A 25406-nucleotide genomic window follows, 5' to 3' on the forward strand; every position below is an offset into this window, starting at 1 on the left:
GTGGGATTCGAGTCCGCCCCAAGGGTTTCTGAGTTGACACTTCTTGCATTAACGAGACTTGACCACACCGCACTTAATTTCTCCAAAATGCTTGGTTCAACAGCAATTCCACGGGCGGCGCTTTATCGAGGTGCACGCCACCGACCATTCCTGCCGAAGTCCAAGGCAGCCCCCTGATGGGGCAAACACATGATCGCCACCGGGCACAAAAGAGAAGCCTGGCTTCCACATCTTTGCACGCTTTCGCCTCGATGGCATGTCGTCGAGCTCAGATCGCAACCACACTTATGCATCAGCATTGTGGCGCCTTGTCTTGAGATCAAGTATCCGCTCTCCAGCAAATCACGGGCGGTACGAATGTCCGCGCCCGGTGACAGGGTCAATCTGCACCGTATAGTAATCAGGAGGCGCCTTGGAAAGATCTGCTTTGTAGCTCTTGGTGGAAATCAGAGTGAGATAAGCGGTGCGCAGCGGCACCCGCAGACTCGTGGAACCATTCGGATAAAAAATGACCCGATAATACGTCGCGTTAAGCGACTTAAAGGGATTCTGCGTGGCCTGCCCCGTGCTGAGCGGCGTCTGATTGGTGCTGAACATGGGAGAGAGAGCTCCTTCAACAATCACCACGCTCAGCTTGTTCCAGTAAACGGGAGGCTCCAGCTGCGTGACCTGATTGGTCGCAGGATTGTAGGATATCATCTGGATGGCATGGCAGCCTTGAACGTTGTCCTCGCTGTAGTAGTAGAAATCCAGGCCGACTGGGCGGTTCTCTGTCAGAGATCGCTGCTGGGCCATGGCGAGCTTTTGCATCAGGGTGTCTCCTGCAGACGTGAGATTGGCGGACTGCAAGGCACCCAGAGTGTAAGGCGTGGCCACGGCAATCAGCATGACCATGATGGCAACAACGATGACCAATTCCACCATGCTGAAGCCGGCAGGATGAGAATGCCTGCCCAAGCGGGAGGACGAATGTTGAGCTGGAAAGATTGTTTTCATCGGAGAAGGCCCCATTTCGAATTACGCATGCTGATGGTTGTGGAAAAAACCTGATAGTTGAGCTGCTCGGCGCGGAGCTTTGTCGCCAGGTTCTTGAGATCCTGCTGCTTGTTGTCCGCCAAAGTGAAGGCCCCGGGGGGAATCAGCTGAGGCATGGTGTCAGGATACTTCAGCGCCAGTTTTCGGGCGGAGGCTTCATCAATGGCCACCAAGGTGACCGCCACTCTCGGAGGCAGCATATGCTGCGTCCCCTGCGGACTGTCGGTGGTCACATTGAGAAGCTGCGTGGAGTCATAGGCATAATTCGGCGCGATCCACCACGGGGTGGTCTTTTTTAAAGCCGCGTCATCGGCGGTCACCTGAGGGGAAATGATCAGGGCGAGAATGTTTTCCGCGATGGGCCGGGTGTCCGCAGGCGTGGTGAGAGTCTCAGCGGCGGTGATGACGCTGGCGGGCGCCTTGAGGAACCACTGGCCCGGTTTGACCGAATAAACCGTGTTCTCCTCCGCCGTCGGACGGTATTCCCAGAGCCTGAAGCGCATGCTTTGGGTGGTCACATGCTGGGGACGAAAGGCATCATTGCCGGTGTACATGATGAAGTAACCCCGTCCACACAGAAGCCGGTTGAGTCCCTCGTATCCCACCCGGTCACTCAGACCCAGACGCGCCTGAAAAAACATCGCCTGAGTCACGAGCTGCGATGCCTGCGCTCCGGGAAGCAAGGTCTGAGCCTGGCCGGTCACAAACTGGAGTTCCGACTGGCGGATGTATTTTGTGGGAGACTGACTCTGCGATGTAGGAATAGTGGGCTTGTCCCCGGTGTTGTATTGATAGGCCTGGTAGGTGTTTAAGATGGCCTGGCGGAGATTTTCCGTGATGCTGTCAAAGGCCATGCGAGCCTCGCGAAACTGCTCGACGCGTGCCACACCACGCTTCCACGCACGCTGAGTCAGGCCAAGCACCTGAACCGAGACCAGCAGGATGATCGAAAGAATCACCATGGAGAGAGACACTTCGATCAGGGTGAATCCATGCCGCCGTTGTTTGAGATGGAGAGGTTTCATAAGTCAGAATGTGGATTGCAACTGGCTGCGGCCTCAGTCCCCCATCTTGGCGATGAGCGTGTTGGCGGAAGTGATGCGCAGAGGGGACGCTGAATTGAAATCGAAGGAAGGGTCGGCCGATGTGGCGATGCAGATTTTCACCCGTCGCAAGTAGGATTCTGCCGCGCTGTTTCCGCTGCCGCTTGCGCCTGCGGGAAGATAAACATCCAGCGGCTTTTGCGGCACATAAATCGAGGCCACAAAAGCGAGCGAGGAGGCAAGGTCTTCCTGACTCGTGTTGGCCACAGTCAATTCCCGTCCCTCATTCGTGAAGTAGCGCAGCGGCCCGTAGCCCGTCCACGTGATCCTGTTCCAGGCCATGGACTGCATCTCGCCACTGAGCTTCAGCATGATTTTGGATCCCACAGACATCTCTGCTGAATTGCGGGCCATGTTGATTCCCTGCGGCAGCAACCCCAGCAAGGTGAGGAAGCCCAGCGCGGCGATGGCGACCGCGATGGTCACCTCCACCAGCGAAAAGGCGGCTGACAGGCGGCTGACGCGCCGGATACAGCGCTTGCTTTTGGCCATTGTTTTCATGAGTTCGATGTGGTGTAGGGTTCAAGGATCAAAACGTTTTTGCGAAAGGACGCGGAAGCGGTGCAGATCATCCAGGGACGGTTTGGAAAGCGGATTGCCGGTGGCGTAATCAAGGTTTTTGGACTTGTCCAAAGCCGGGTCATTGAAGTCGAGATAGCGCTCAATCACCGCCGAACCACGGTACTCGGAGCCGATGGTGTCAACGCCGGTGACAAACTGCGCGGGATCCGCCGAGCGCGCTTTTCGGATGGTCTGAATGCGCATGTGGATCTGGTAGGTGTTGGAGCGCGTGGTGAGACGCGGATACATGTTGGTGTAGGGGCGCTCCTTGAGATTGTCGGCGGTCAGAGCGTGGTTCTCCCAGAACGCCAGAATGCTGTTGCCAGTGGGCTTCAGCAGTGCGCTGAGAGTCGTCGGCCAGCTGGTTGGCACGAGGCTGTCGGAGCTATTGATGGGTTTTGGCAGGAGATACATCTCGCAGATCTGCGCAGGAGAAATGAAGGCGAACCCGGAGCTGAAGCGCTCGTCGAACAGCTTCAAAGTCGCATCAATGTCGATCTGCCGGTGCCAGTATTTGTTGCCCTGCGCACTGGTGTCCTCTTTCCAGAACCAGGACTCCGTCTGATTTGCCGGTGCACCGCCAGGACGAGTGAGATAGATGTTGGCATCTTTGACCGGCACGGCTGTGATGAGCTCGCTTTTCATGATGGCCGCCAAGCCTGTGGCCCGGCGGATATGGCGGAAGGGGGCCATCTGATAGTTGAGATTGATCTTGCCGGCCGAAGATCCCGGCTGGCTGATGACATAGGGCTCGACCATGGGCATCCAGAAGAAGTCCATGAAGAGATAGTCGGGCGGATCGATGCCCTGGATGGGCAAGCCGGTTTTGCCGTAGCCTTTGAGCAGCTTGGGGGCGCCGATGTGAAACTGCTGCCCCTGCTTGCTACTCCACGTTTGTGGACGGAACAGCAGGGTGCGCCATGGCTCACGGCGCATGCCCCCTGAACCACCAGAGTCCTGCACGCCCGTGGGCAAAGAACCAAACATCCCCGGCGAAGACACCTGCCGGTTGGGTGAAAAGTACGTTGAGCCCCCGAGCCAGGACACCCAGGAATTGGAGAAGTAGGGCACCAGTTGCTGGCCATTGGTGGCAGTCACGCTGTAGGTGTTGCCCTCATCCGGTTTGTTGATGTAGGCCCCGTCGGTCTGGTTCGCGATGCCACGGTCAAAGTCGCCATACTTCTGCAATCCGGCTCCAGTGGATGCAGTGTAAGGATGATCAGGCAGGAAGCCCGCATTGTAGGGGGCATCTTTGACCAGTCGCCAGCCTTTTTTATCCTCACCGCGGTCAAGACCGGGGCCCTGGCTCCAGTTGGCGAGGACGATGTTGTGAGCGAGACGCTGCTTGCCGTACAGCCGGTGCTGTTCGAACTCGGTGGCGGGCACTACATACTGGCCCATGGTCAGGCGCGGATCTCCGTGGCGCAGCACCAGAGATTGCAGGGTGTCATCAGGAACCACCAAATTGCCTCGGTAATAGGTGCCCCCAAAGGGGACATCGCCATAGTTTCCGATCTCATTGCCTATGTAGCGGAACCTGCCGCCCATGCGGGAGGAGGGAACAGCGGCGATCTTGCTGATATGACCCGTTTTGTCGCGCCCAAGGGCACCGTCGGAATGAAAGGCCCACCAGTAAGGGGCAGGCACAGGCTGGTGCACCCAGATGGAGCCATCCGAATTGGTGCCATAGGTCGTGTCCTCACTTTTGGTCGCCAGGAAAGGGGACGGAAACTGCGCAGCCGGGAAAGAAAAGTTGAAAGTCTGCAGCACCTGGGGGTTGGCATCGTTGCTGAGGATTTTCACGACCACGGTGCCACCGGAGAATGGAATCCGTCCGTTATCGCCGCCCGCAACGTCGATGAAGTCGCTGACAAGATTGTACTGGTTGCAGTTCTGCAGCGCCCCTGAGCGGTTGGAATAATAGGAATAGTGCACACCGCCGCTGTAGGGCGCCTGGCTGTCATTCGCTGGTATGTTGGTGTCATCGAAAAATATGCTGCCGGCGGTGTAGCCATTTACTCCTCTTCCCACGGCGGGTAGCTTGCGCTCCTGCAGGAAGGCACGATACGAAATCGTGCCGCCGCGCTGGTAAACGCCCCAGGCGTTGCTCATGTGCTTGAACGGGCGGACCACCGTGATGCCATTGTTCACGGGGAACATGCGTTTGCCCCCGGCCATCAGCGAACTCGCGTCGATCTCGATGGCGATGTCAGGATTGATCAGCGCCCATCCGGCCGAAGGGGAGAACCATTCCAGCAGGAAGGTGGCCTGCACGCGCTTCACGCCGTTCGCCAGCGGGGTGTCAGTGTCCAGCGTCCAGTTCCAGTTCATGGGGTTGTAACCGGGGTGCCCTGTCTGGTCTCCATTGTGGCCTTCGAGTTGATGAGTGGTAGGATATCTGGTTTTGTAGAATCCATTGGAGGGCTTCTGATTGTTGGCGCTCAGGGGCGGGAAGTTGGAATACCAGTTAGCCGAGTTGTCCCATCCCAGCACGGTGTCGCTGCCACTTCCACGCCAGGTCGGCGGCGTGTAGCCGGGCGCTGATTTGGGCGTGATTTTGGGAGCACTGACTCCGCCCGCCTGGTTGGTGCCCTGCGCACAGGCAATGAAGTGCAGGCCAGCTTCGCTGATGGTGAGAAAGCGGCCCATGCCGCGGTACACCTGGTCCTTGCCTTTCGGCATCACGGTCGGCATCACCTGGCCATGACCAGGGAAGCTGTTGCCGTTCGAATCACGCATCGGCGTGAACGTCCCGGCCGCCATGCCGGCGGAACTGGATGTCGTCCGCGCATCCGGCAATCCGGTGATCGATGGATTGGCCCCGACATTCCGCTCCGCGATGTTGTCATCGTACAAATTGGTGCAGCGGATGTAGTCGAAGATTTCCACCAGGATCTGCTGGCGGTTGTCGCCGTATTTGGTGAGGAAGGAGGCATTGGAAGCGCCAAAGCCCGGAATGGGCTGGCCCGTCAGATTCATGAGATAGGTGAAGAGCTGGGTGTTGCGGGGAATGCTGGAGAGCTCTGTCTGGCTGCGGGGATCCTGCCGGGTGAAGAAATAATCTTTCCCGGCGATTTGGGCGCAGTTCACGATGGAGTTGTCAAACACCGTGCGGGTGCGTGTGGAATTGGTGCGGTTCACCGGCCACATGCTGATCTTGGGATAACCAAACGGATTGGCCTCGGACGCACGGCTGCGCGTGGTCAAAAACGGGCGCAGACGCTCCACCACCTCATAGTTTTGCAATCCCGCCCAGATCTGGTTCGTGCCGAGATTGATCTCATTGCGCTGGCCGTTTCCTTGCGGGGTGGACCGCAGCAAAAATTCATCCACGCTGGGAAACAAGCGCTCGCCAAGGGCGTCCTGCACCGCCTGAAAGTTGGTTGGGGAGAAGGTGTGATTGACCGGCACGAGCACGGAACCCGCCTTGGAGCCGCCGGGGAGGATTTTGGGCATGAGGTCATAGATCGCCTCCTTGTAGGCGAGCGCCTTGGCGAAGGCCGTCGTGTCTGTGACCAGCGGATTCATGTTCTGGCCGGGAAACAGCACCGTGCTCATGCAAACCGTGGCCGGGTGGCCGGGGTAGCGCTGATACTCATAGGCCATGGGTTGATACTTCGCCCACTCGCCATCGCGCTCATGAAACAGCCGGGGGGTGTCCCAGGGGGTGCCTTCACCTGCGGTGTTGATGTTGATCTTCGTGGATTCATCATCCGTCCAGAAGGCCACGCGGGCGATCATGGGATTGTCCCGGGTGGCAGTCTGCCCACCGCCGCCGCTGCTCACAAATTTTCCAGTATTATCAAGATAGCCCAACGTGCCATCTTTGAGCATGTAGAGCCACTCCACCGGCATGGGCACACGCTGCTGGGATTCATCACCCCCGCTGGTCGGCGCCACCACTCCATCCAGAGTCGGGCCTGAGGTGCCATTCGCAAAGGTGGAGTAGCTGAAGCCCTCGACGGAACGGCTCGCGGTCTGTGAATAGGCGCGTGGATCGATGATCGGGAAAAACATCCGGGGTGGCCCGGTGGGGGAGCTCGGGTTCAGGCGGGCGACAGGCTCGTTGAGGTCCACATATTGCGCAGGCTTCTTGTCCCAGTCTGCCGGCGGTGTGTCTGCCGCGATCTCCGTCTCGGTCGTCGCCACCATTTTGCTGTCCGAATAGAGCTTGAGCCCGCGCAGGAGAGTGCCGTCCTGCTTGTATTGACGGATCATTCCCGGCTGGGAAGACCAGATTTCGACCCCCGAAGCGGCAGTGTCCTGGTGCACCCCCTGCTGGATCTGACTGATGGCCAGATTGATGACGGAGTCGGCATGCAACTGCCCTTTGGCGATCTCCACCTGCGCCACGGTGGAGTTGTAATCAACGCGCGTGGCGCTGAGCAGTGCGGTGAGAAGCACCATGGCCAATGCCAGCACGCTGAGCACTGTGATGAGAGCCACCGCACGACGGCGGCGCAGCTTGCTGCCAGAGGCCGCAACACTTCCTTGCGATGATATACTTTGTATGGATGATGTATTCATGATCTGGACGGATTGGCTGCGAGCGATTTCACAGCAGTTCTTTTGTTTGACTGCATTTTGTCCGATTGGATTATTTTTGCCTATGGGGCCGTGGTTGAGGCATGTGTGCGTCCTGAGCGTGCAAACCTGCCAAGCTTCATTTTAATTTTGGATACAGCTTTTGCTTACCTTCACGTTTTTGACCGCCCCGGCCGATGTTTCCGCCTTCGTACGGACTCATTGTGATGCAGATGCCTGCATCTCAGCGCCTTCCTCTTTCAGAACTCTCTTAGCAGGATGCTCACTCGGAAAATAAAATATCCGCAGCCTGCAGCGATACCCCCCTGGCTTTACCATGTATCATCATCCCCTGCGACTTTATACCAGCGCGCCCACCCCTGAATGCACAAGAAAAAAGCCTGCGGGCGCATGATCACTCATGTGCCCGCAGGCTTGTCCAACGCTGCCTCAACAACCAGCTGCAACCCCAAGATTAAGATCAACGACGGCGGCGATGGCCGCAGAACAGGGCGGTCAGGCCGAAGAGCAGCAGCATCATCCGCCCGGGCTCGGGAACCACCACGATAATGCCATAGCTGGAGAAGAGGCTCGTGTCGTAAAACAGCCCGGAGAGACTTAGATCAGGCAGCTCCAGATCTCCCAGCAGACCGCCACCGCGATGATTGAAACCATCACTCCCTAAATTAAAGCCGTTGTTCGTCAGGCTGGACCAGTCGATCAGATTGAACACATCCCCCATCACCGGCTGGTAATCCGTGCCACTGCTGGTAAATGCGACATGACCTCCTGCATTCAGGGTGACGAAACCGGTGACCACGAGGCGGTCATGATTGCCGCCGGTCTGCGTGTCATAGAAGCTGCCCTGCGAATTGAGATAGGTGCTTAAATCCCCCGCCCCCATGTGCATCGAGATGTTGGCGGCGTCATTATAGTCAGCCCCGTTGGCGGCACCCATCTGCAGGGTCAGACGATTCACACCGCTGGTGCTGCCCGTGAGCACAACGTTGCCATCCACGGTCAGCACGCCGATGCGGTCTCCCGCAGTGCCGATGCTGGATGGGGCCGAAGACATGCCGGGCCGCAGGACTCCGGCCCCGCCATTGGTGCCGACGATGAGACTGCCAGCTCCTGTCACCACGGTGCCGGACCCGCTGACGGGCCCGTCGAAGGTCATGTCCACCGCATTGGTGTTGGAGAAGTCAAACGTGGCTCCATTGTTGACTTCGATCCAGCTGGTGCCAGACACCGCCCCGTCTCCCGCAAGCGCCAGTGTGCCTTCGGTGACGGTGGTCTTGCCGGTGTAGGTGTTGTCACGGGTGAAGGTCACCGTGCCGGAGCCCTGCTTGTTCACGCTCAGCACATCCCCAGGAGAAGCTTCAGAGATGACGCCGGAGATCACCACACCCTTTTCACCGCCCCCTGCATCATCATTCGAGGAGGAAACGAGTGTCAGCTCGCGGATGTTGTCCACGCCCGGAAGGGTGGAATGCTGCAACGTCACATTGCCAGCGAAGTAAGTGGTGCCGCTGGTGAAGGTGCCGCCAAGGGTCGTGCTGCCGCTGCCGTTGGTGTCGTTGATGTCGATGTCATTGAGAATGTCCATGCCACCATTGGCGGCCAGCAGGGCCAGGTTGGCGTCCGCAATGTCCTGCAGCCAGTGCACCGGATCTGTCGTGGCGGTGTTCACGCTGGCCACATCCGAAGAGGCCTGGAAGAACTGTAGCCCCGCCTGCGTCAGACCACCGGTGATGGCGATGCTGGAGCCATAGCGCATTTCACTCGTGGTATCAAAGTCAGCCACGCGCACCAGGTTCATCTGGCCGCAGCTGCCATCCACGCTCACGACCTGATAGACTCCATTGTACTCGGGGTGGTCGCTCTCGTTCTTCACCAGAATGCGCTTGCCCACGTCCGCAGCCGTGATCGTCACCCCATCCACCACGGCATTGACATTGAGGAAGGCTCCGCTGCCCGCTCCGCTGGCGCCATTGCCCACGGGATCAAAACTGCCGGTGGTCTTGGTGATGAGCGAGCTCGTCGTTGCCAGATAGGCGCTGTTCAGGTCATACCGCGTGTCTCCCAGCTCCACCACGGTGGAGGAAAGAGCGTAGTTGTCGAAGATGCTGATGGTGCCATGACGGATCACGGTGCCTCCGTCGATCGCGCTGCCGGCGGTGCCAGCAATGCCGTAGCTGTTTGACGCATGGAGCTCCACCGTACCAGCTCCAATCTTGACCACATTCGTCACAGCATTGCTCCCTGCATTGTACACACCATCCCCAAACTTGAAGATGGAGGTTCCATCTGCCTCAAAAAACACATTGGTCGAAATATCCTGATAAAGGGACACCGTACCGCCCGTGCCAAAACCGTAGGTTCCACTGGTCTCGCGGGTGCCGATCACCACGATGCCTTCGTCGTTGCCATCAAAAGAATTCATGTTGACGGGGTTCACCACGTCGGTGGCGGTGCCCGCAAGCAGCAGCTCCACTTTGGCATCCAGCGGATGAGTGCCGACAAAAGTGACGCCTCCCAGACTGATGGTATTGCTGACATCCCCAAAGGCGCTGTTATTGCTGCCAATGAGGGCCCCCTGAACCACCGCCAGATTGCCAGAGAAGGTGTTCACCCCCGAGAGGGTTTGCGCGCCGCCGCCGACCTTGTTGAGGCTTCCAAAACCGCTGATGACCCCGGCAAAGTCCGCATCAAACGTGTTGTCTTTACCGATGCTCAGCGTGGACTGATCAATGTTCACCGCAGAGCCTGCTCCACCTGCGAGAGAACCGATGGTGACTTCGAAGCCACTGCCAGCCTCCGCCCAGTAAGGACTGAGAGTCGCACCGCTGCTGACGATGAAACGAGAATTCGGCGAGAAGGAGTTGTTTGATCCGGCATACAAGGTGCCTTCCTGCACCAGCGTGTTGCCGGTGTAGTTGCTGAACGCGTCAGCAACAGCGCCACCCCCCGTGGATGCTCCAAAAACGGTGTCTCCTGCACCGGTTTTCACCACGGTAAGCGCCGCAGAGCCTGAGCCGAAGATCCCTGAAGCCATACCGTCACGCAAGCCGACTCCGACGTCCTGATAAGACGGCCCCGTTTGTGTGCCCGAATCAAAAGTGATCGTCGCCGCAGTGTCAGAGGCGTTTTCGATGCCCGCAGAAGTCGCCAGACCAGTCCCTCCAGTGAACAGGAAATTTTTGGTGAAGGTCATGCTGTTTCCAGCGAGCTGCAGGGTGCCATAGTTACGGAAGCCGATCGAGGCACCGGTTCCAAATACCGTCACTTCGCTCAGTCCGGCCTGGTCGCCGACACGCAGAGTGGCATTACGCCCCGGATTGAACGTGATGCCGTTGTCATTGCCGATGGTGATCACCCCGCTGTATCCCGAGTTGTTTCCGCGCATCCAGACGGTGAAAGTCGCGTTGTTGGCCAGGGCTCCAGCATTGTTACCATCAAGGTAGAGGGCGTTGGATCCGATGATACTCCCTGTTATGTCAAAGACCGTCTGCTGCACATGGCCTGTGAGGCTGGCATCCAGGTTGCTGGTGTCCTCATAATAGAAGCGGACATAGCTTGATGAGCCGCTGCCCACGTTGATTTCATTGGTAAAATGAATCATGCCGCCGGTGGGCAGATAGCCTGCAGCGATGCTGACCAGCTGCTTGATGTTATCCCGCACAATGATGTCACGGTTAACGGTCAAGTCCATGTTCGGCGCATCAATGCCAACCGTGTTGTTTCCATAGTAACGGTTTTCGATGCGCATCTGAATCGAGGAAGTCTGGACCCCCGTCGAATCACCAAAGTAAATCTTGCCGGTCGGGTTGAAAATCGCGCCGGAGTTCATCTGCAGGCCAACAAAGCCATCCTGGATGTCGAGATCCCCTGTCCACTCATGCATGGGGGTGTAGAAGCGGAGGTTGCCGTCGCCCAGCTTGATGATGTTGCCGGTGCCCATGATGCCGCCCTCATTGGGATTGATGAGAAATTCGGAGTTGCCGGTGCTGCCGGCATCGCCATAGCGGTTGCCCTGGGTCTGGAAGGTCAGATCACCGATGATGTTGAGAATGCCGTCAAACGTGGGCTGACGCTGGGTGCTGCCGTCGAACAGAATCTGATCACCCGCCTGCTCCCCGATCTGGAACCACTCGCGGAAGCGCAGCTGCCCGGTGCGCGAAGCATCGCGAACCATGGAGAACTCAACCGTCACGTTGTTCTTGATGATGGTGCCATCCGCCCAGGACTGGGTGGTGCCGAATGGAACATACTGGGCATTGCTGTTGCCCTTGCCCTGGATGTCCACGCGCAGGGCGTTGACCCCGTCTCCGAGAATCGTCAGGCCGGTGTAATTATTCACCAACCCCAGCAAATCTTCCGTGGTGCTGTTGAAGAATCCACTGCGGTCGCCGAACTGAACGGTGCCTGAGCCCACGATCTGCAAGCCGCCGGCGTTGGGATTGTTCGTGCCGTAGGCGGCGATGATGTTGTTGGTCTCAGAAGAGATCTGATTCGCCGCCCCACGGATGACCAGGGTGCTGCCAGCATCCGAGACACTGATGATGCCGTTGTTGCCGCCGAGCGTGATGTGCTGCGTGAGCGCCGCGCTGGTGGAGCCGATCTCCGAATAATTCAGCGTGCCACCGTTGAGCAGGAAGCCGGAGGTGGAACCAAACGCCCCGACATTGTTGATCGAAACAACAGCCGATCCAGTGATATGGGTGGCTCCGGTGTAGGTGTTTGCGGGGGTGTAGGAAGTGGTGGAATAGGTCAGATTGTTGGTGCCGACACCGGTCACCAGTTTGGTGAGCACAAGAGTCGTTCCATTGGTGATGCTCAGAATCTTGGTGCCTGCGGCGATGTTCGCCCCGCTCACATCCATTCCCGCCGTCAGTCCGGCCGTGCTGCCCACAGTGACGGTGTAGGAATTGTTCACCGTGGTGCTGCTGACCACAGAACTGCTGATGCTGCTCGGTGAAGTGAAGACCAGCTCGCCGGTGCCGGTGAACACGACGTTCTGCGCGCCCGTGATGCTGCCGTCAAAGTTGACCTCGCCGGTGGCGTAGTTGTGGATCAGCAAGTCGATCCCGCTGCCGGCGGTGGTCAGCCCCACGCCTGCGGCGATGGGGGTGCCCGTGGTGTAGTTGCTGGTGATGAGAAGGCCGCCTTCATTCAGAACGAGCGTGCCGCTGGTGATCGTGCCCGCCGCCGTGTTGAAGCGGATCGAATTCGTGGCCGCAGCGGTGAGCCCGGCGCTCTGGACGTCCGTCTGCAAACCGGCGCCGAAGCTGTTCGCGGAGTAGCCGGTGTAGGCGACGACGTTGCCCGCGGCATCCGTCGCCGCCCAGTCGGTGGCGAAGGCGGTGTTGGATGCATTGGCACCATAAGTCGCGTAGGAACCGATGCGTGCTTTGCTCTTCATGGCGGCATTGGAGAAATTAATGATGCCACCGCCGATGGACTGGAAGTGGATGGTGCCGGCCGCCGCACGGGTGATGGACGAGCCCGCAATGCTGAGCGTGCCAAAGCTGCTGACGCCATTGCCGATGACGGCGATCGCGTTGCCGCCCTGGTTGATCTTGAGGCTGCCGAAGTTTTCCGCGAACGAGGCACCGCTGCCATCCATGGCAAGGGTGCCGCCCGCGAGAGTGAGGTAGGCACCATTGCCCACACGACGGTTCAGATTGGTGTCATAACCGGCCAGGGCAAGAATACCGCCCATCACGTTCACGCCTTCCACCGTGCTGTCTCCTGCACTGGAGCCGAGAAGATTGACCTGCCCGCCGCCCTGCTTGGTGATGGAGGAGCTCACAAGGCTGCCACCGTCCACCAGATTCACATTGAGGTTCACTGTGCCATGCGTGGCGGCAAACAAGCCGAGGTCACGGGTGTAAGCCGTGGTCGCCTGCGTGAACAGGATGCTGCCGTCTCCAGTTCCGAAGCTCACTGTGCCGGTGGTGTTCACACCACCGAGGGTGGTGTTGCCGGTGGTGTTGCCTTCGCCGTAAACATAATTGCCGGCAATGTTGTTCGGATCACTGGTATCCACCCCGACCTGCCAGGACTTCAGGTTGAAATTCGCGCCAGAACTGAGCAGGAAGAAAGACAGGTTCGCCGCACCGCGGCCGTTGTCTGACGTGAGCGATCTGCCGCCCATCTGCAGGCCGATCATCGGATTCAAGGGGGCGGAGTTCACTGTGGCGGCGGCGGCGGCGGTGTAGAAATCGCCGTTGCCGGAGAAATAAAGCGCTCCACGATCAATGTTGATCCGGCCTGCGGCGTTGTACTGCTGGCCGATCTGCACCGCTGATTCATCATTGTTGGCGGTGACTTCCATGCGCAGAACCTGTGACTGGTTGTAGATGTCGATCGGGCCTGTGAGCGCACCTGCCGCATTGTCCTGCACCACGCCGTTGAGATAGAGCAGGCCGAAGGCGCCGGTGTAGGTGCTGAAGATGCGGGAGTCGGTGCGTGCGCCGTAGCCGATGGCGGTGGAGCCGCCGTAGATGTTCCCATCAATACTGGCAAGACCGGTGGTGTTGCTGAAAATGCGCGGGAGGAAGCTGCGGGCATAGGCGGTGGCACCGCCGGAGTCCACATTGTCGATGATGATATTGCCGGCCCAGACAGAATTATTCTCAATCTGGAGCGCGTTGTTAACGCCGCCGATGGCGCCAATGTAGAGATCAACCCCGGTGATGCGTGAGCCGAGTCCGAGCACAAGATTGCCGTAGCCGGTAACCTGCAGCTGAGGGCTGGATCCAAGCGCCTTGTCATGGCGGACATAGAGATTGCCATAACTCACGGTGGTGAGTCCCGTGTAATAGTTGGGTGCGTCCAGGAACAGCGAAGCACCGCCGGACTTTACCAGGCCGGTGGCATTCACGATGCTGGAGTTCATGTAGAAGTAGTTGTTGTCGAAGTCTGTCGCCCTGTAGGCGTTGATGGCGTCCGTGGTGTTGTAGTGCGCCCAGATGCTGCCGATGTTGAACTGAGCCTCCATGCCGTTGAAGTCCGTGGAACCACCGTTGAGGGAACTGCGGATGTCCATGTTGTTGTTCGCGTTGTAGGCGGTGCCCTGCATGTTCTGCACGCCGGTGTTGTACATCTGAATCATGCCGGAATTGATCCTGAGCGTTCCGCCGTCTGCGATGATCAAGGAAGTCCAGTTGCCGTTGCCATTAACCCCGCTGCCGAAAGATTCAGACGCAAAGGTCAGGGAGTTGACGACCATGGTGATGCCGCTGGGCAGCGCACAATCCGCAGCCACCGAGCCCAGCGTGAGGAGGGAGTTTTGGCGGCTGGTAAATTCATTGACCCCGAGGCCGTCACTGGTCACACCGACGATCTTGAGGTTCTGATCAGCGCTGATGCCCTGGTCCTCCAGCTTGATGGAGGTCGTCTGCGCGGTGTCCGGATTTCCCACGACCTTGTATTCTGAATCAAGCAACGGACGCAGAAAGTGGTCGCCCGCGCTGTTGGTGTCCACAGTCACCAGACGATTGGCAATGTAGTCTTCATTGAAGATGCTGCCCGTCCCCGCCAGATTGAACCAGTTAGGGCGCACACCGCCAAAGAAGCCGACGGCGACGGCGGCGTTGCCATTGCTGCCATCCCCCGTGCCGCTAAGAGTGGGCAGCACATCCACCTGAACCACGGCGATGTTCCCATTGGCATTAGACGGCACGGCGGCGTTGAAATTCTTGTCGGCAAAGGAGGTGCCGGGATCAAGCAGACGCAACTGCACGCTGGTGCCGGGATTTCGCACGATCTCCGTGTAGTGGAAGCCCACGTATTCTCCTTTCAGCACCGGCACACCGCCAGCGAGCGTCGCGCCCATGTCGAACTCGATGCCCAGTTGGCCGGCCATCACATTGGCGGCGCCCAGCTTTTCGATGCCGGAGAACACGCCTGCGGATCCTTCAATGCGCATGCGGACGTAGCCGTTGGTGTAAATGGGCATGTCGTCTCCGAGACGGCTGCGGGTTTCATCCGAGCTGGTGTTGTCATCGTTCAAGCCAAGGAAGCTGTTTCGCTCCAGGGTCATGCTGGCCATGCTCATGATGCGCCCGGCGTCATACACGCGGACGGTCCCGGAGGCGTTGATGTAGCTGCCGGTGAAATTCGATTCGTTCGAATAGAAGCGGAATTCACCCTGGCCGATCTTGATGATGTTGGCGGATCCGTAGGTTTCGCCGCCGCCGTTGTTGAGGTAGATGTTGCTGCCGTTGCGCAGGTTGAAGACCGCATCGCTGAGCACATTGATCTGACCGCGCAGATAGTAGGCACGCGTGGTGCCGGTGTTGCCGGTGACGCTTTGGAAAGTGCCGCCGCCCTGGTAGCCCTGGCCGTCCAGGGTGAGCCATTCATAGAGGCCCACATCCGCGTTGGTCACATTCATCAACAGCGTGCCGTTCGGCCCGATGTAGGTGCTGTCCACCCAGCCGCTGAAGGTGCCCAGCGCATTGGACGCCGAGGAGGCCAGACCGGCGATTTTGATGGTGCCGTTGTTGATCGAGGTCAGAGCGTTGTAGCCATTGTACATGTTTTCACGCGCCGTGTTGTCCGGCGCCCCCGTGAGCACCAGAGTGCCGCCACCTTCGACAGCCAGGCCACCAACGAGAGGACGGGTCACTTCGATCGGATTGTCATCTCCGGGGATCAGATCGGTCACATCACTCGTGATGTAGCCGTTGATGGTCAGCGATTTGCCGGCAGTGATGTCAAAGGTTCCCGCACTCGCGCCAAGGAAGATGGTGCGCGCGCCATTCAGGGTGATGTCGTCAGTCACAGCCAGCGTGCCGCCATCGATGTGGAGATTGCCGCTGTCGAGTATGGCCCAGATGCCTGCATTCCCGGTTCCCCCCGAGAGCGTGTTGACGTACACGCCGCTGGTGTAGCCGCTGCCCCCCGAATTGAGCGTCGTCGTTGTCACGTTCTGACTGCTGTTGGTGGTATATACACCGGCTGCCCCTGAACCGCTGCCACCGCCGAGGAAGAAGAGCGCCGAATTCGTCTTGCTGGCACCATTGTTGGAGCCGTTGTTCTCACGCACCAGCCGGGCGATGGAGCCGCTGATGCTTCCCAGAGCCGACTCACTGGAAATCTGCAACGTGCCTCCATTGATGTAAGTGTCTCCGGTGTAGCTGTTGTTGCCGCTGAGCACAGTCGTGCCGACTCCGCCTGTCACAAGATTCACCACACCAGCCCCGCTGTTGGTGATGTTTGCCGAGATGGTGGTGATGTCGGCACCATAGTTGTGCAGCAGAATGTCACCCGCCCCGTTCCGGGTGAGCGTGCCGTTGGAGATGTTCACCGCCCCTGCCACTGCGTAGCTCACGAGCATGCCACCGTTTTCCACGGTCAGGGTGTTCCCGCCGAGATTCAAATTCGCGGCAGCACCAAACTTGATCGAATTGGTGGCGGTGTCGGCGACGAAGTTCGCCGAGGTTGTCACCTCGGTGTTGTTGCCGCTGGCAAACGCGTTGACGTCATAGGCGGTGAAGGCCTTCACGCCTGTGGTGCCTTCGCGTGCGGCCCAGTCGGTGATCTGGCCGAGCACATTGCCGTAGACCGCCCAGTAGCCGAAGCGTTCACCGTCCGTGGTGGTGAGTCCGGGGGCGGAGATGTTGATGACGCCGCCGCTGTTTTCCACGAGTGCCATGGTGACGCCTGAAGCAGGATTCAGCGTGATGGAGGAGTTGATGTTCACCGTGGCATTGCCGCGCACAGCAAGGCGCGAGCCGCCGGAATTCAGTGTAAGATCGCTGAAATCCTCCTGGGCCGTTCCTGCCGTGGCATCCACAATGAGATAGCCGCCACTGAGCGTGAGCGCAGCACCATTGCCGACACGACGGCTGGCATTCACATCATAGCCGGTCAGCACCAGAGTACCACCGAGCATCTTGAGCGCCTCCACCGTGCTGTCCCCGGCGCTGGAGCCGAGAAGACGCACCGTGCCCGCTCCCACCTTGGTGATGGAGGAGTTTACGAAGCTGCCGCCGTCGAGGAAGTTGACCTTCATGTCCACCGTGCCGCCGCGGGCCGCATAGAGGTTCAGATTGCGGTTGTAGAGAGTATCCGCCTGAGTGAAGCGGATGCTGCCGGTGCCGGTGCCGAAAGTGATGGTGCCGCTGATGTTTTCACCGCCGAGGCTGGTGTTGCCGGTGGTGTTGCCAAAGCCGTAGTTGCTGTTGCCCAGGCTGTTGTCAGGATCCGTGGTGTCCACGCCCACATTCCAGCTGGAAAGGTTGAACGTGGTGCCGTCATTGTGCAGGAAGAACGAAACGTCCGCAGCACCAATGCCCACGTTGCTGTCGATCAGGGAACGTCCGCCCATCTGGAAGCCTGAGAGTTCGCTGTTCGGGTCCAGCGCCAGCGCAGCCGCGTCGGTGTAGAAATTGCCGGCGCCCATGTAGCGCAGCACCCCGCGCACGATGCTGATCCGCCCCGCGGCGTCATACTGCTGGTAGAGATGCACGTTGGCAGTGTCGGTGGTCGCCGCCACTTCCATGCGCAGCGCATCATTGAGCGTGTCCCCGCCGCTGAGGTTCACCGCCCCGGTGGATTTGTCCCGGATCTGCCCCATGAAGTCCAATGTGGTGTAGGAGGCACCGGTGTAGGTGGTGAACACACGGGAGGTGGCCTGCGCGCCTGGCATCACCACCGTGTCTCCGCCATAAAGATTGCCATTGATGTGGAAGACCGTGTTCGAGGAGGCGGCCTCAATTCGCGGCACAAAATTACGAGTGATGCCGCCGGCGCTGCCCGTCGAGTCCACATTGTCGATGATCACGTTCCCACCCCACTCGGCGCCATCACCTTCCGCATAGAGGGCAAGATTGTTGCCGTAGAGCTGTCCGACGTAGAGGTCCACGCCCATGATGCGCGCATTGTAGCCAAGGATGAAGTTGCCGCCGCCGGTGACGTTCATCCGGGTGCTCTGGCCCAGTGCCAGATCATGACGGGCGTAGAGGTTGCCATAGTTCACGGTGGTGTCGCCGGTGTAGTAGTTGGCGGCTTCAAGAGTCACGCTTGAGGCGCCCGTCTTCGTCAAGCCGTTGCCACCCGTGTTGTAGATGCTGGTGCGGATGATGGCGGTGGTGTTGTCAGTATCCGTGTTGTTGTAGGCGGTGTTGCCGGAGACGTTGTACTGCGCCCACTCGCTGCCGGCATAGATGATCGCCTCCTTGCCATTGAAGTCGAGGTTCCCGCCGATGATGTAGTTGTTGATGTCGAGATTGATTCCCGTGTTTGAACTGTTGCCCAGCCTGTCCATCGTTCCCATGTTGGCGAACATCAGAACCCCGGAGTTGATCTTCAAGGTGCCGCCCTGAGTCATGAACAGATTCACCTGATTGCCGGCCCCGTTGACGTTGGTTGCCGTCGCATCGGTGGCAAAGGTCACTGAATTGGTCTCCAGCAGCGTATCCAGCGTGAGGATGGAGTTGATGCGGGAGGTGAAGCCATGGCCGATGGCGTCATCGGTGATGCCGACAAACCGCACGTTCTGATCCGCATTGATGCCTGCCGTGGTGAGATCCAGCGGCCCGGCGGTGGCAGCGGTGGTGCCGGCATCGTTGACGATCTTGTAGTCAGTGGAGCCGGGGGCATCCGAAAGCGGACGCAGGTAATACACCGGCGCACCCGTGATCGGATTCGTGCTGAGCACCGAAGTCATCAGGAAGCGTGAGGTGCGGTCCTCATCCCACGCGATGCCCGTGGTCGTGTTGAGCAGCGTCGGCCGGGTGCCGCCAAAAAAGCCCGCGAGGATGGCCGTGTTCCCGTTGGTGCCATCACCAGTGCCGCTGAGTGTGGGTGCATTGTCCACCAGCACGAGAGCACGGTTTGCCAGATCCGTGACACCTGAGGAGATGTCCATGCCGGGATCGAAGTTGCGCACCATGACGATGGTGCCCGGATTGCGTACGATGTCGGTGAAGTGCCAGGCTGCATAGTCACCTTGCAGACGCACAGCCCCATTGATGACGTCACCGCCCAGGGCGAATTCAATGCCAAAGACACCGCCGGTGACATTGACGACGCCGACCTTTTCCTCACCGGAGAACACGCCTGCAGCGTTTTCGATGCGCATGCGTGTGTAGCCGTTGCTGGTGATCACCAGATTGTCATTCAAACGATCACGGAATTCGTCGATGCTGGTGCTGCCGCCGCTGTACAAGAAGAACGAATTCCTGTCCAGCTCCATGCCCGTCATGCCTTGGAGGTTCCCCGCGCCGGATACACGGCTGGTGCCGCTGCCGCTGAGGAAGCGGCCAGTCCAGTCCGGGGCATTGAGATAAAAGCCGAATTCATTGGCCCCGGTGCGGAGGATGTCCCCGCTGCCGTAGAGTGCGCCGCCAAATTCACCCAGCCGGATGTAGCCATAGGTGGTGCTGACGAGGTTGAAGAGAGTCGGGCTGTCCACCTGCATCTGGCCATTGAGCCTCACCACACGCCCGGTGCCGGTGGTCAGTACAGCGCCGCGGCCCTCATAGCCGGTGCCACCAAAGGTAAGCCATTCATAGAGGGAGGGATCAGAAGTGGTGGAGAATTCCAGCGTGCCGTCCCCCCCAATGATAGTGCCGTCGATAAACGAACGATTGGTGCCCAGCGCCCCAAAGGCGGAGCTTCCATCACCGGCAATCTTTAGCGTGCCATTGTTGATCCAGGTGATGCCGCCGTAGCTGTTGAGCATGTTGGCACGGATGGTGTTGTCAGGCGCGCCGGTGAGCACCACGGTGCCCCCGCCCTGGATGATCAGATCGCCGATGTCGGGATTGCCATTGCTCGCGGGATCATCCACGCCCCCAAGCTGATTGGCCGTGTAACCATTCGCCGCATTGATCTGGCTGATCTCGCTGGTGATGTAGCCGTTGATGGTGAGGGTCTTGCCCGCTGCCACATCGAGAGAGGCTCCATTCGCACCCAGGAACAAAGTGCGCGCACCATTCAGCGTGACATCCTGCGTCACCGCAAGAGTTCCGCCGTTGAAGTGAAGGTTTCCGCTGTCGAGGATGGCCCAGACTCCCGCTGGATTTTCGGTCGTTCTGTTCGGGTCATTCAAGTTTGCCCAAACTCCGGTGGTGTAGCCGGAGCCACCGCTGGTCAATGACGTGGCGGTGACAACGGTCGTGCTGGAATTGAAGGTGCCCACGCCAGCGGTGGTGGGCGCATTGGCCGTGGTGAAAACGATGGATGCATTCGTGTTGGCGGAATAGGCGGCCGTGCTGCCTGAATTGCCATTGCCACCGTTGCTCACGCGGGTGAGATCGACAATGCTGCCATTGATGGCGCCCAAATTGCTCTCACTGGAGATGCTCAGCACACCGTTGTTGAGATAGATCTCACCGGTGTTCGTATTGGCCGCAGTGAGAATGGTGGTGCCCGTGCCGCCGAGGACAAGGTTTACCTTGCCTGCACCACTGTCGGCGATGGTCGCGCCAATGGTGAGTGAACCTGTTCCATAATTGTGGATCATCAGATCGCTGACGGTGCTTGCACCGCCAAGATTGGCATCGAAGGTGCTGGTGAGCACGCCACCGCTGATGCTGGTGGCTCCGCTGTTGTTGGAGGTGATCAAAACTGCCCCGCCGCCAAGCGTCATCGTCTGGCCGTCCAGCGTCAGATTCACGGGTGCGTTGAAGCGGAGATTGTCCGGAGCGGATGCTGTGCTGAAGCTGACGTCGTTGGTGACGTCCACCGTGTTGCCGCTGACGAAATCACCAGCGGCAGCTCCGGTCACATAGCCGCTGAAGGCCCCGATGGCACCTGAGGCCCCGTTGCTCGCGAAATCGGTCACCACACCAGGAGTGGTGCCATAAGTGGCATAAGACATGATGCCGGTGTTGGTGAGTCCCGTGGCCTGCAGGGTGATGGCTGCGGTGCCCGGACCGCTCTCCGTGAAGCGCAGCGTGGCGCCCTGATTTTTGGTAAAGACCGCAGCCGCCGCACCAAAATTGAGCGTGTTGGTGCGGCCCGCACCAGCGATGACGCTGATGCCCGATTCACCATTGAGAAGTCGGAAGTTGCCCGTGAGATTCTCGGTGCGATTGGCCACTGTATCTCCGATGTACGTGAGCGCCCCACCGCCAAACAAAGCCTGTGCTGTGGAGACGGCGAAGCGGTTGTCCCCCAGCAGGCTGCCGCTGCTTGGATTCGCCTGCCAGACGGCCTCACCGCCCATGAAGTTCCAGCGCTCCACGTTGGAGGCGCCGACGGCGTTTGCATTGAAAATGACCGCGCCTGGACCGATGACTGTGGCGCTGGAGTTCACGCTCGTGCCATTGTCAAAAAGACGCGCGTTGACCACCGTGCTGCCACCGCGTGTCTGCAGGAAGCGCAGGTCACGGTCTCCACCCTGGTTTTCATAATAGAGGGTGTAGCTGGCCGCCCCGTCCTGGGAACCGATGTAAACCGTACCGCTGGTGTTTTCACCGCCGATGCTGATCGTACCGTCGCGGTTGTTGTTGTACACATAAATCTGGTTCGACCAGTTCAGCACCTGACCGTCCTTCGTGAGAAGCAGATGCGTGTGGTAGGTGTTGGTTCCGGCACCATCGGCCCCAAGCGCCAGACGAGTCCAATAGTCATTGCCCTGAATGAGCGCATCCGCCCCGTCGGTAAGAAATCCGGTGCCGTCATTGCCGGCGGCATTCGGATCATACAGAATGCGGAAGTAGCCTCGGTTGAGATCCAGGCGCCCCGTGGCATCCCACTGCTGAAAGACATTCACATTGCCCTCATCGTGGCCCGTCATTTGAAAGCGCAGCGAGTGATTTGCATCCAGCCGGGTGGCAGAGTCCCCGGTGCGAAAGATGGAGGTGATGGCGGCATTCGCCGGATCTGTGCCCAGATTCCCGGTGGCAACGTCACGGAACTGGCCGCGCAGATTGAACGTGTAGGCCTCGCCAAAGTTGGTGGTGACAGTGGGAGGATCGGCGTAGGGATCACTGTCTGTCAGGCTCGCATTGTTGTCGGTGTAGATGTTTCCATAAACCGACAGTGTCCCGTTGTTGCGGGCGGTGATGGTGTAGGATTGAAATTCTGAACTGCCTGCAGCGTCCGCCACATCCAGAATCACATCGCCACCCCAGGTGCTGTGGGTGGACCCTTCAGCCCGCAGAACGGTGGGAGAACCTTGAAACGTGTTGGTCGCACGCAGATTGATGCCGCTGATGTTGGTGCCGTACTCAAGAATCAATGCCGAGTTTCCGCCGATCTGCACTTCGCGGCCGATGCCCCCCGCACCCAATGCCCCCGTGTGCCGCACATCCAGCGCCCCCTGGTCGCTGCTGTAGATGTTGCCGGTGAAGGTGTTCCAGGTGTCCAGATAAAGCGTGTTGCGCCCGGTGCGCACAAAATCCGTCACATTCACCATGTGAGACCGAATGTAGGAGCTGTTGCCCGTCATGAATTCATACCAGTTCACCGTATCACGGTCGAGGTCATGCCAGAGGGCATTGGAATTGATCAACGCCACACCGCCGTTCATGTCGAGGAACCCGCCACGAATCACGCCTTCCATGTTCGCATTGTTGGCCTCGACGAAGCTGGTAAAGTTGATGACACCCGAGTTGATCTTGAGTGTTTTTCCCTGCTCGATGATGATGTAGTCCTTGGTGGACGTCCCCACCACCTGTGAGGATGCCACGGCATCAAAGCTCACGGTCAGCGAGTTGATGGCGGTGTCCGTGGTCACATTGCGTCCTGAGTAATTGTTCACGTCGCCGTAGTTTTCCACCCCGGTGACAGGAGCGATGTAACGATTGACGAGCCAGTTGGTGCCGGCGGTCGGATTCAGTCCGGTGTCATATTCCGCAGCGGTGAGCGGACGCAGAAAACCGCCGTCGAGGGTCATGAGCCCCGTGCCGCCAGTGCTGTACATGTAGCTGCCCTGCACGGATTCCAGCGGCCGGGTGTAGCTGCCGATGGTGGGCGTCTGCAGGGTGGGAACCACGCCGCCAAACAATCCGACCACAATGTTCTGGGAGGTGGTGCCCGGCGCATTGGCGCCGACAGTGACGAGGCCGGTGGTGTCATTGATGGCAATACGATCATCGCCCCCTCCGGTGCCCCAGGTGTGGGACGGGTTGGTGTCGTAGATTTTGAGCACTCCTCCGTTGTTGCGCGTGAAGGTTTGGAACGAACCGTCAAAGCGACCACCGGCGCGGGTGTCGATGTAGAGGACGCTGGTGCCGTAGTCCGCCACCACATGGCCAAAGTTTTCATGATTGGTGACTGTGCTGTCAGTTTCCAGCAGCAGGTAGCCATCGCGCAGATTGATGAAGCCCGCGTCATTGAGGCGATCGTCGTTGTTCGCACTGGCATAGACCGCGTTGGTTGAGTTGTTCAGCAAGGCCAGCGATCCCCAGCGCGTGAGGGTGATGGAGTTTGCCTGATTGAGACTGCCATCCGCGCCCGCCAGAGACATGTTGAAATAAACGGATGCCGCCTGACCGCCATTGCCGCGGTCAAAGGAATTGCTGATCCAGCGAAAGGTTGGCTGCTTGATGAGAATGTCCCCGTTGAAATTCGTGCTGTTGCCCGTGACACGCAGCTCGCGGGAACCACGAACGGTGAACCCCGTCCCGGCGTTGCCTCCGGTCGTGTTGTCAAAGACACCGGCAAACTCCGTCACACCCGGGTGGTCGAAGGTGCCGGTGGTGCTGTTGTAACTGCCGGAGCCGCCACTGAGGTCAAAAAGGTTGCCATTGCCGGCCGCATCACGACCGATGCCGCCGCCAACGAGATTGATCGTGACGTTCGTGAAGATGTGGTCAAACGTGCGCCCTACCTCCCCGTTCCCCTCACGCTGAAACACGCCGTTGTTGAAGTTGAAGGTCATGCTGTCAAAAGTCAGCGTTTCCTTGGTCTGCTCCGCCAGGGTGCCTGTATTGGCGACGCTGACGCCCCAGTAGGAACCCACGGAGAAACGCGCATCAATGACCGCATTGCCCTGAATGGCCGTCTGGAAGAGATTGACTCCAAAGAGATCCGAGGTCGTGCGGCTGCCGTTGGCCAGATCAAAGTTGTCATAAGGATTCCGGTTGTAGGCCAGGTTCACCGTGAGCCCGTCCAGATTGATGCCCGTGGAGGCGCCAGTGCCGCTGAGCAGCCCGCGGGATTCGAAGCGCACCTCACCTTCATTCACCGTCAGTGAGGCACCGTTTGCATTCAGCACATCCACGCCGCGAATGATGAACTCACCGTTGCCGATCTTGGTCAGATTCTTGCCGCCGAAATCCAGGATGGGCGCGATCCCTGCATTGCCTGCCGAATTGAGCCGCCTCTCCAGAACGATCGTTCCCTGCGAATTCAGCACTGCATCATCCGTGACCACAAGGTGGGAAAGGAATGCTGTTCCCGAGGTGTTGCGCAAAGCGCCAAGACCGTTGGGCCCGCGTCCGGCGATCATGAATATTTCCGTGTCATCGGACTGATAGTTGAAATCCTGGTCGCGCAAATCAATGCCGCCCTCGCCCATGGCAATGGTCTCATTGCCCACGCCCCGGGCACCGGCTGCGCGCGGGTTCGCCTCATATCGCAACAGGCCCGAATCGATCACCAACTGCCCTTGAAAGGAATTGCTCCCATTGTTGAGATACAAATAGTTCAAAGATCCATTCGCACCAGACGGCGACAGATCACTATATTTGATGGTTACCTGCCCGGCGGTGCCACCGGAGATGACGCCGGTGAGGTTCAGTCCCTGAGCGTTGGAGGTGTCGTAGTTCGTAATGTCGAGCTCATTGTGGAGCACGATGGCGGAGGAGATGGTGTCAGTGCCGCCGCCGTCGGTTTTGGTGATCGTCGAGATGCCGCCGGAGGAATCAAATGTCAGCGTACCGCTCTGAATGGTGTAGCTGTTTTCGCCTGAACTGTCACCAATGCTCAGATCCCCCAGTGTCACCGGCACATCCAGCGTGATTGTGCGATTGGCGGAAATGTTGATGGTGCTGAAGTTTGCAAAAGCGTCCTGGCCGCTGGGGTAGTCGGTGCCAGGATCGAGGTTGCCCCAGTTGGTGGTCAGGCTCCAGTTGCCATTGTTGTTCAAGGTCCAGTTGCCGATGGCGCTGTGAGTCTGTGCGTTGACGCTCCCGAGCAGCGACAACACCAAAATCCCAATCAGCAACGCCAGGAGCGAGCGCCCGACCCGGGGTGCCTGCACTCCGGCGCCGGAGT

Annotated in this window: 5 protein-coding genes; all 5 read right to left on the reverse strand. The window is 59.0% G+C overall.

Annotated features, from left to right (window positions below; all coding sequences use genetic code 11):
- Window positions 1–342: 342 nt before the first annotated feature.
- Window positions 343–1011 (reverse strand): Verru_Chthon cassette protein D, encoded by a 669-nt coding sequence (vccD, locus tag AC3RLQ_RS16575; RefSeq protein WP_493029793.1) that lies wholly within the window; start codon window positions 1009–1011, stop codon window positions 343–345.
- Entirely contained in the window at window positions 993–2060 is a 1068-nt protein-coding gene (gene vccC / locus AC3RLQ_RS16580) for a Verru_Chthon cassette protein C (RefSeq protein WP_493029794.1), read from the reverse strand. Before vccC ends, vccD begins: the two co-directional genes overlap by 19 nt.
- 33 nt (window positions 2061–2093) lie before the next feature.
- Entirely contained in the window at window positions 2094–2639 is a 546-nt protein-coding gene (gene vccB, locus AC3RLQ_RS16585) for a Verru_Chthon cassette protein B (RefSeq protein ID WP_493029795.1), read from the reverse strand.
- Window positions 2640–2660: 21 nt separating this feature from the next.
- A complete protein-coding gene (gene vccA / locus AC3RLQ_RS16590; RefSeq protein ID WP_493029796.1) occupies window positions 2661–7226 on the reverse strand; it encodes a Verru_Chthon cassette protein A in 4566 nt (1521 codons plus the stop codon).
- 478 nt (window positions 7227–7704) lie between these two features.
- Complete coding sequence (locus tag AC3RLQ_RS16595; protein ID WP_493029797.1) at window positions 7705–25338, reverse strand: autotransporter-associated beta strand repeat-containing protein; 17634 nt, start codon at window positions 25336–25338, stop codon at window positions 7705–7707.
- Between the last annotated feature and the right edge of the window lie 68 nt (window positions 25339–25406).

It is taken from the genome of Prosthecobacter sp. GW821-HT29F12, assembly GCF_058803405.1.

What these genes read in the sequence shown, in the direction of transcription:
- vccD (WP_493029793.1), bottom strand. Translation starts at nt 1,011, where the DNA reads ATGGGGCCTTCTCCGATGAAAACAATCTTTCCAGCTCAACATTCGTCC.
- vccC (WP_493029794.1), bottom strand. Translation starts at nt 2,060, where the DNA reads ATGAAACCTCTCCATCTCAAACAACGGCGGCATGGATTCACCCTGATC.
- vccB (WP_493029795.1), bottom strand. Translation starts at nt 2,639, where the DNA reads ATGAAAACAATGGCCAAAAGCAAGCGCTGTATCCGGCGCGTCAGCCGC.
- vccA (WP_493029796.1), bottom strand. Translation starts at nt 7,226, where the DNA reads ATGAATACATCATCCATACAAAGTATATCATCGCAAGGAAGTGTTGCG.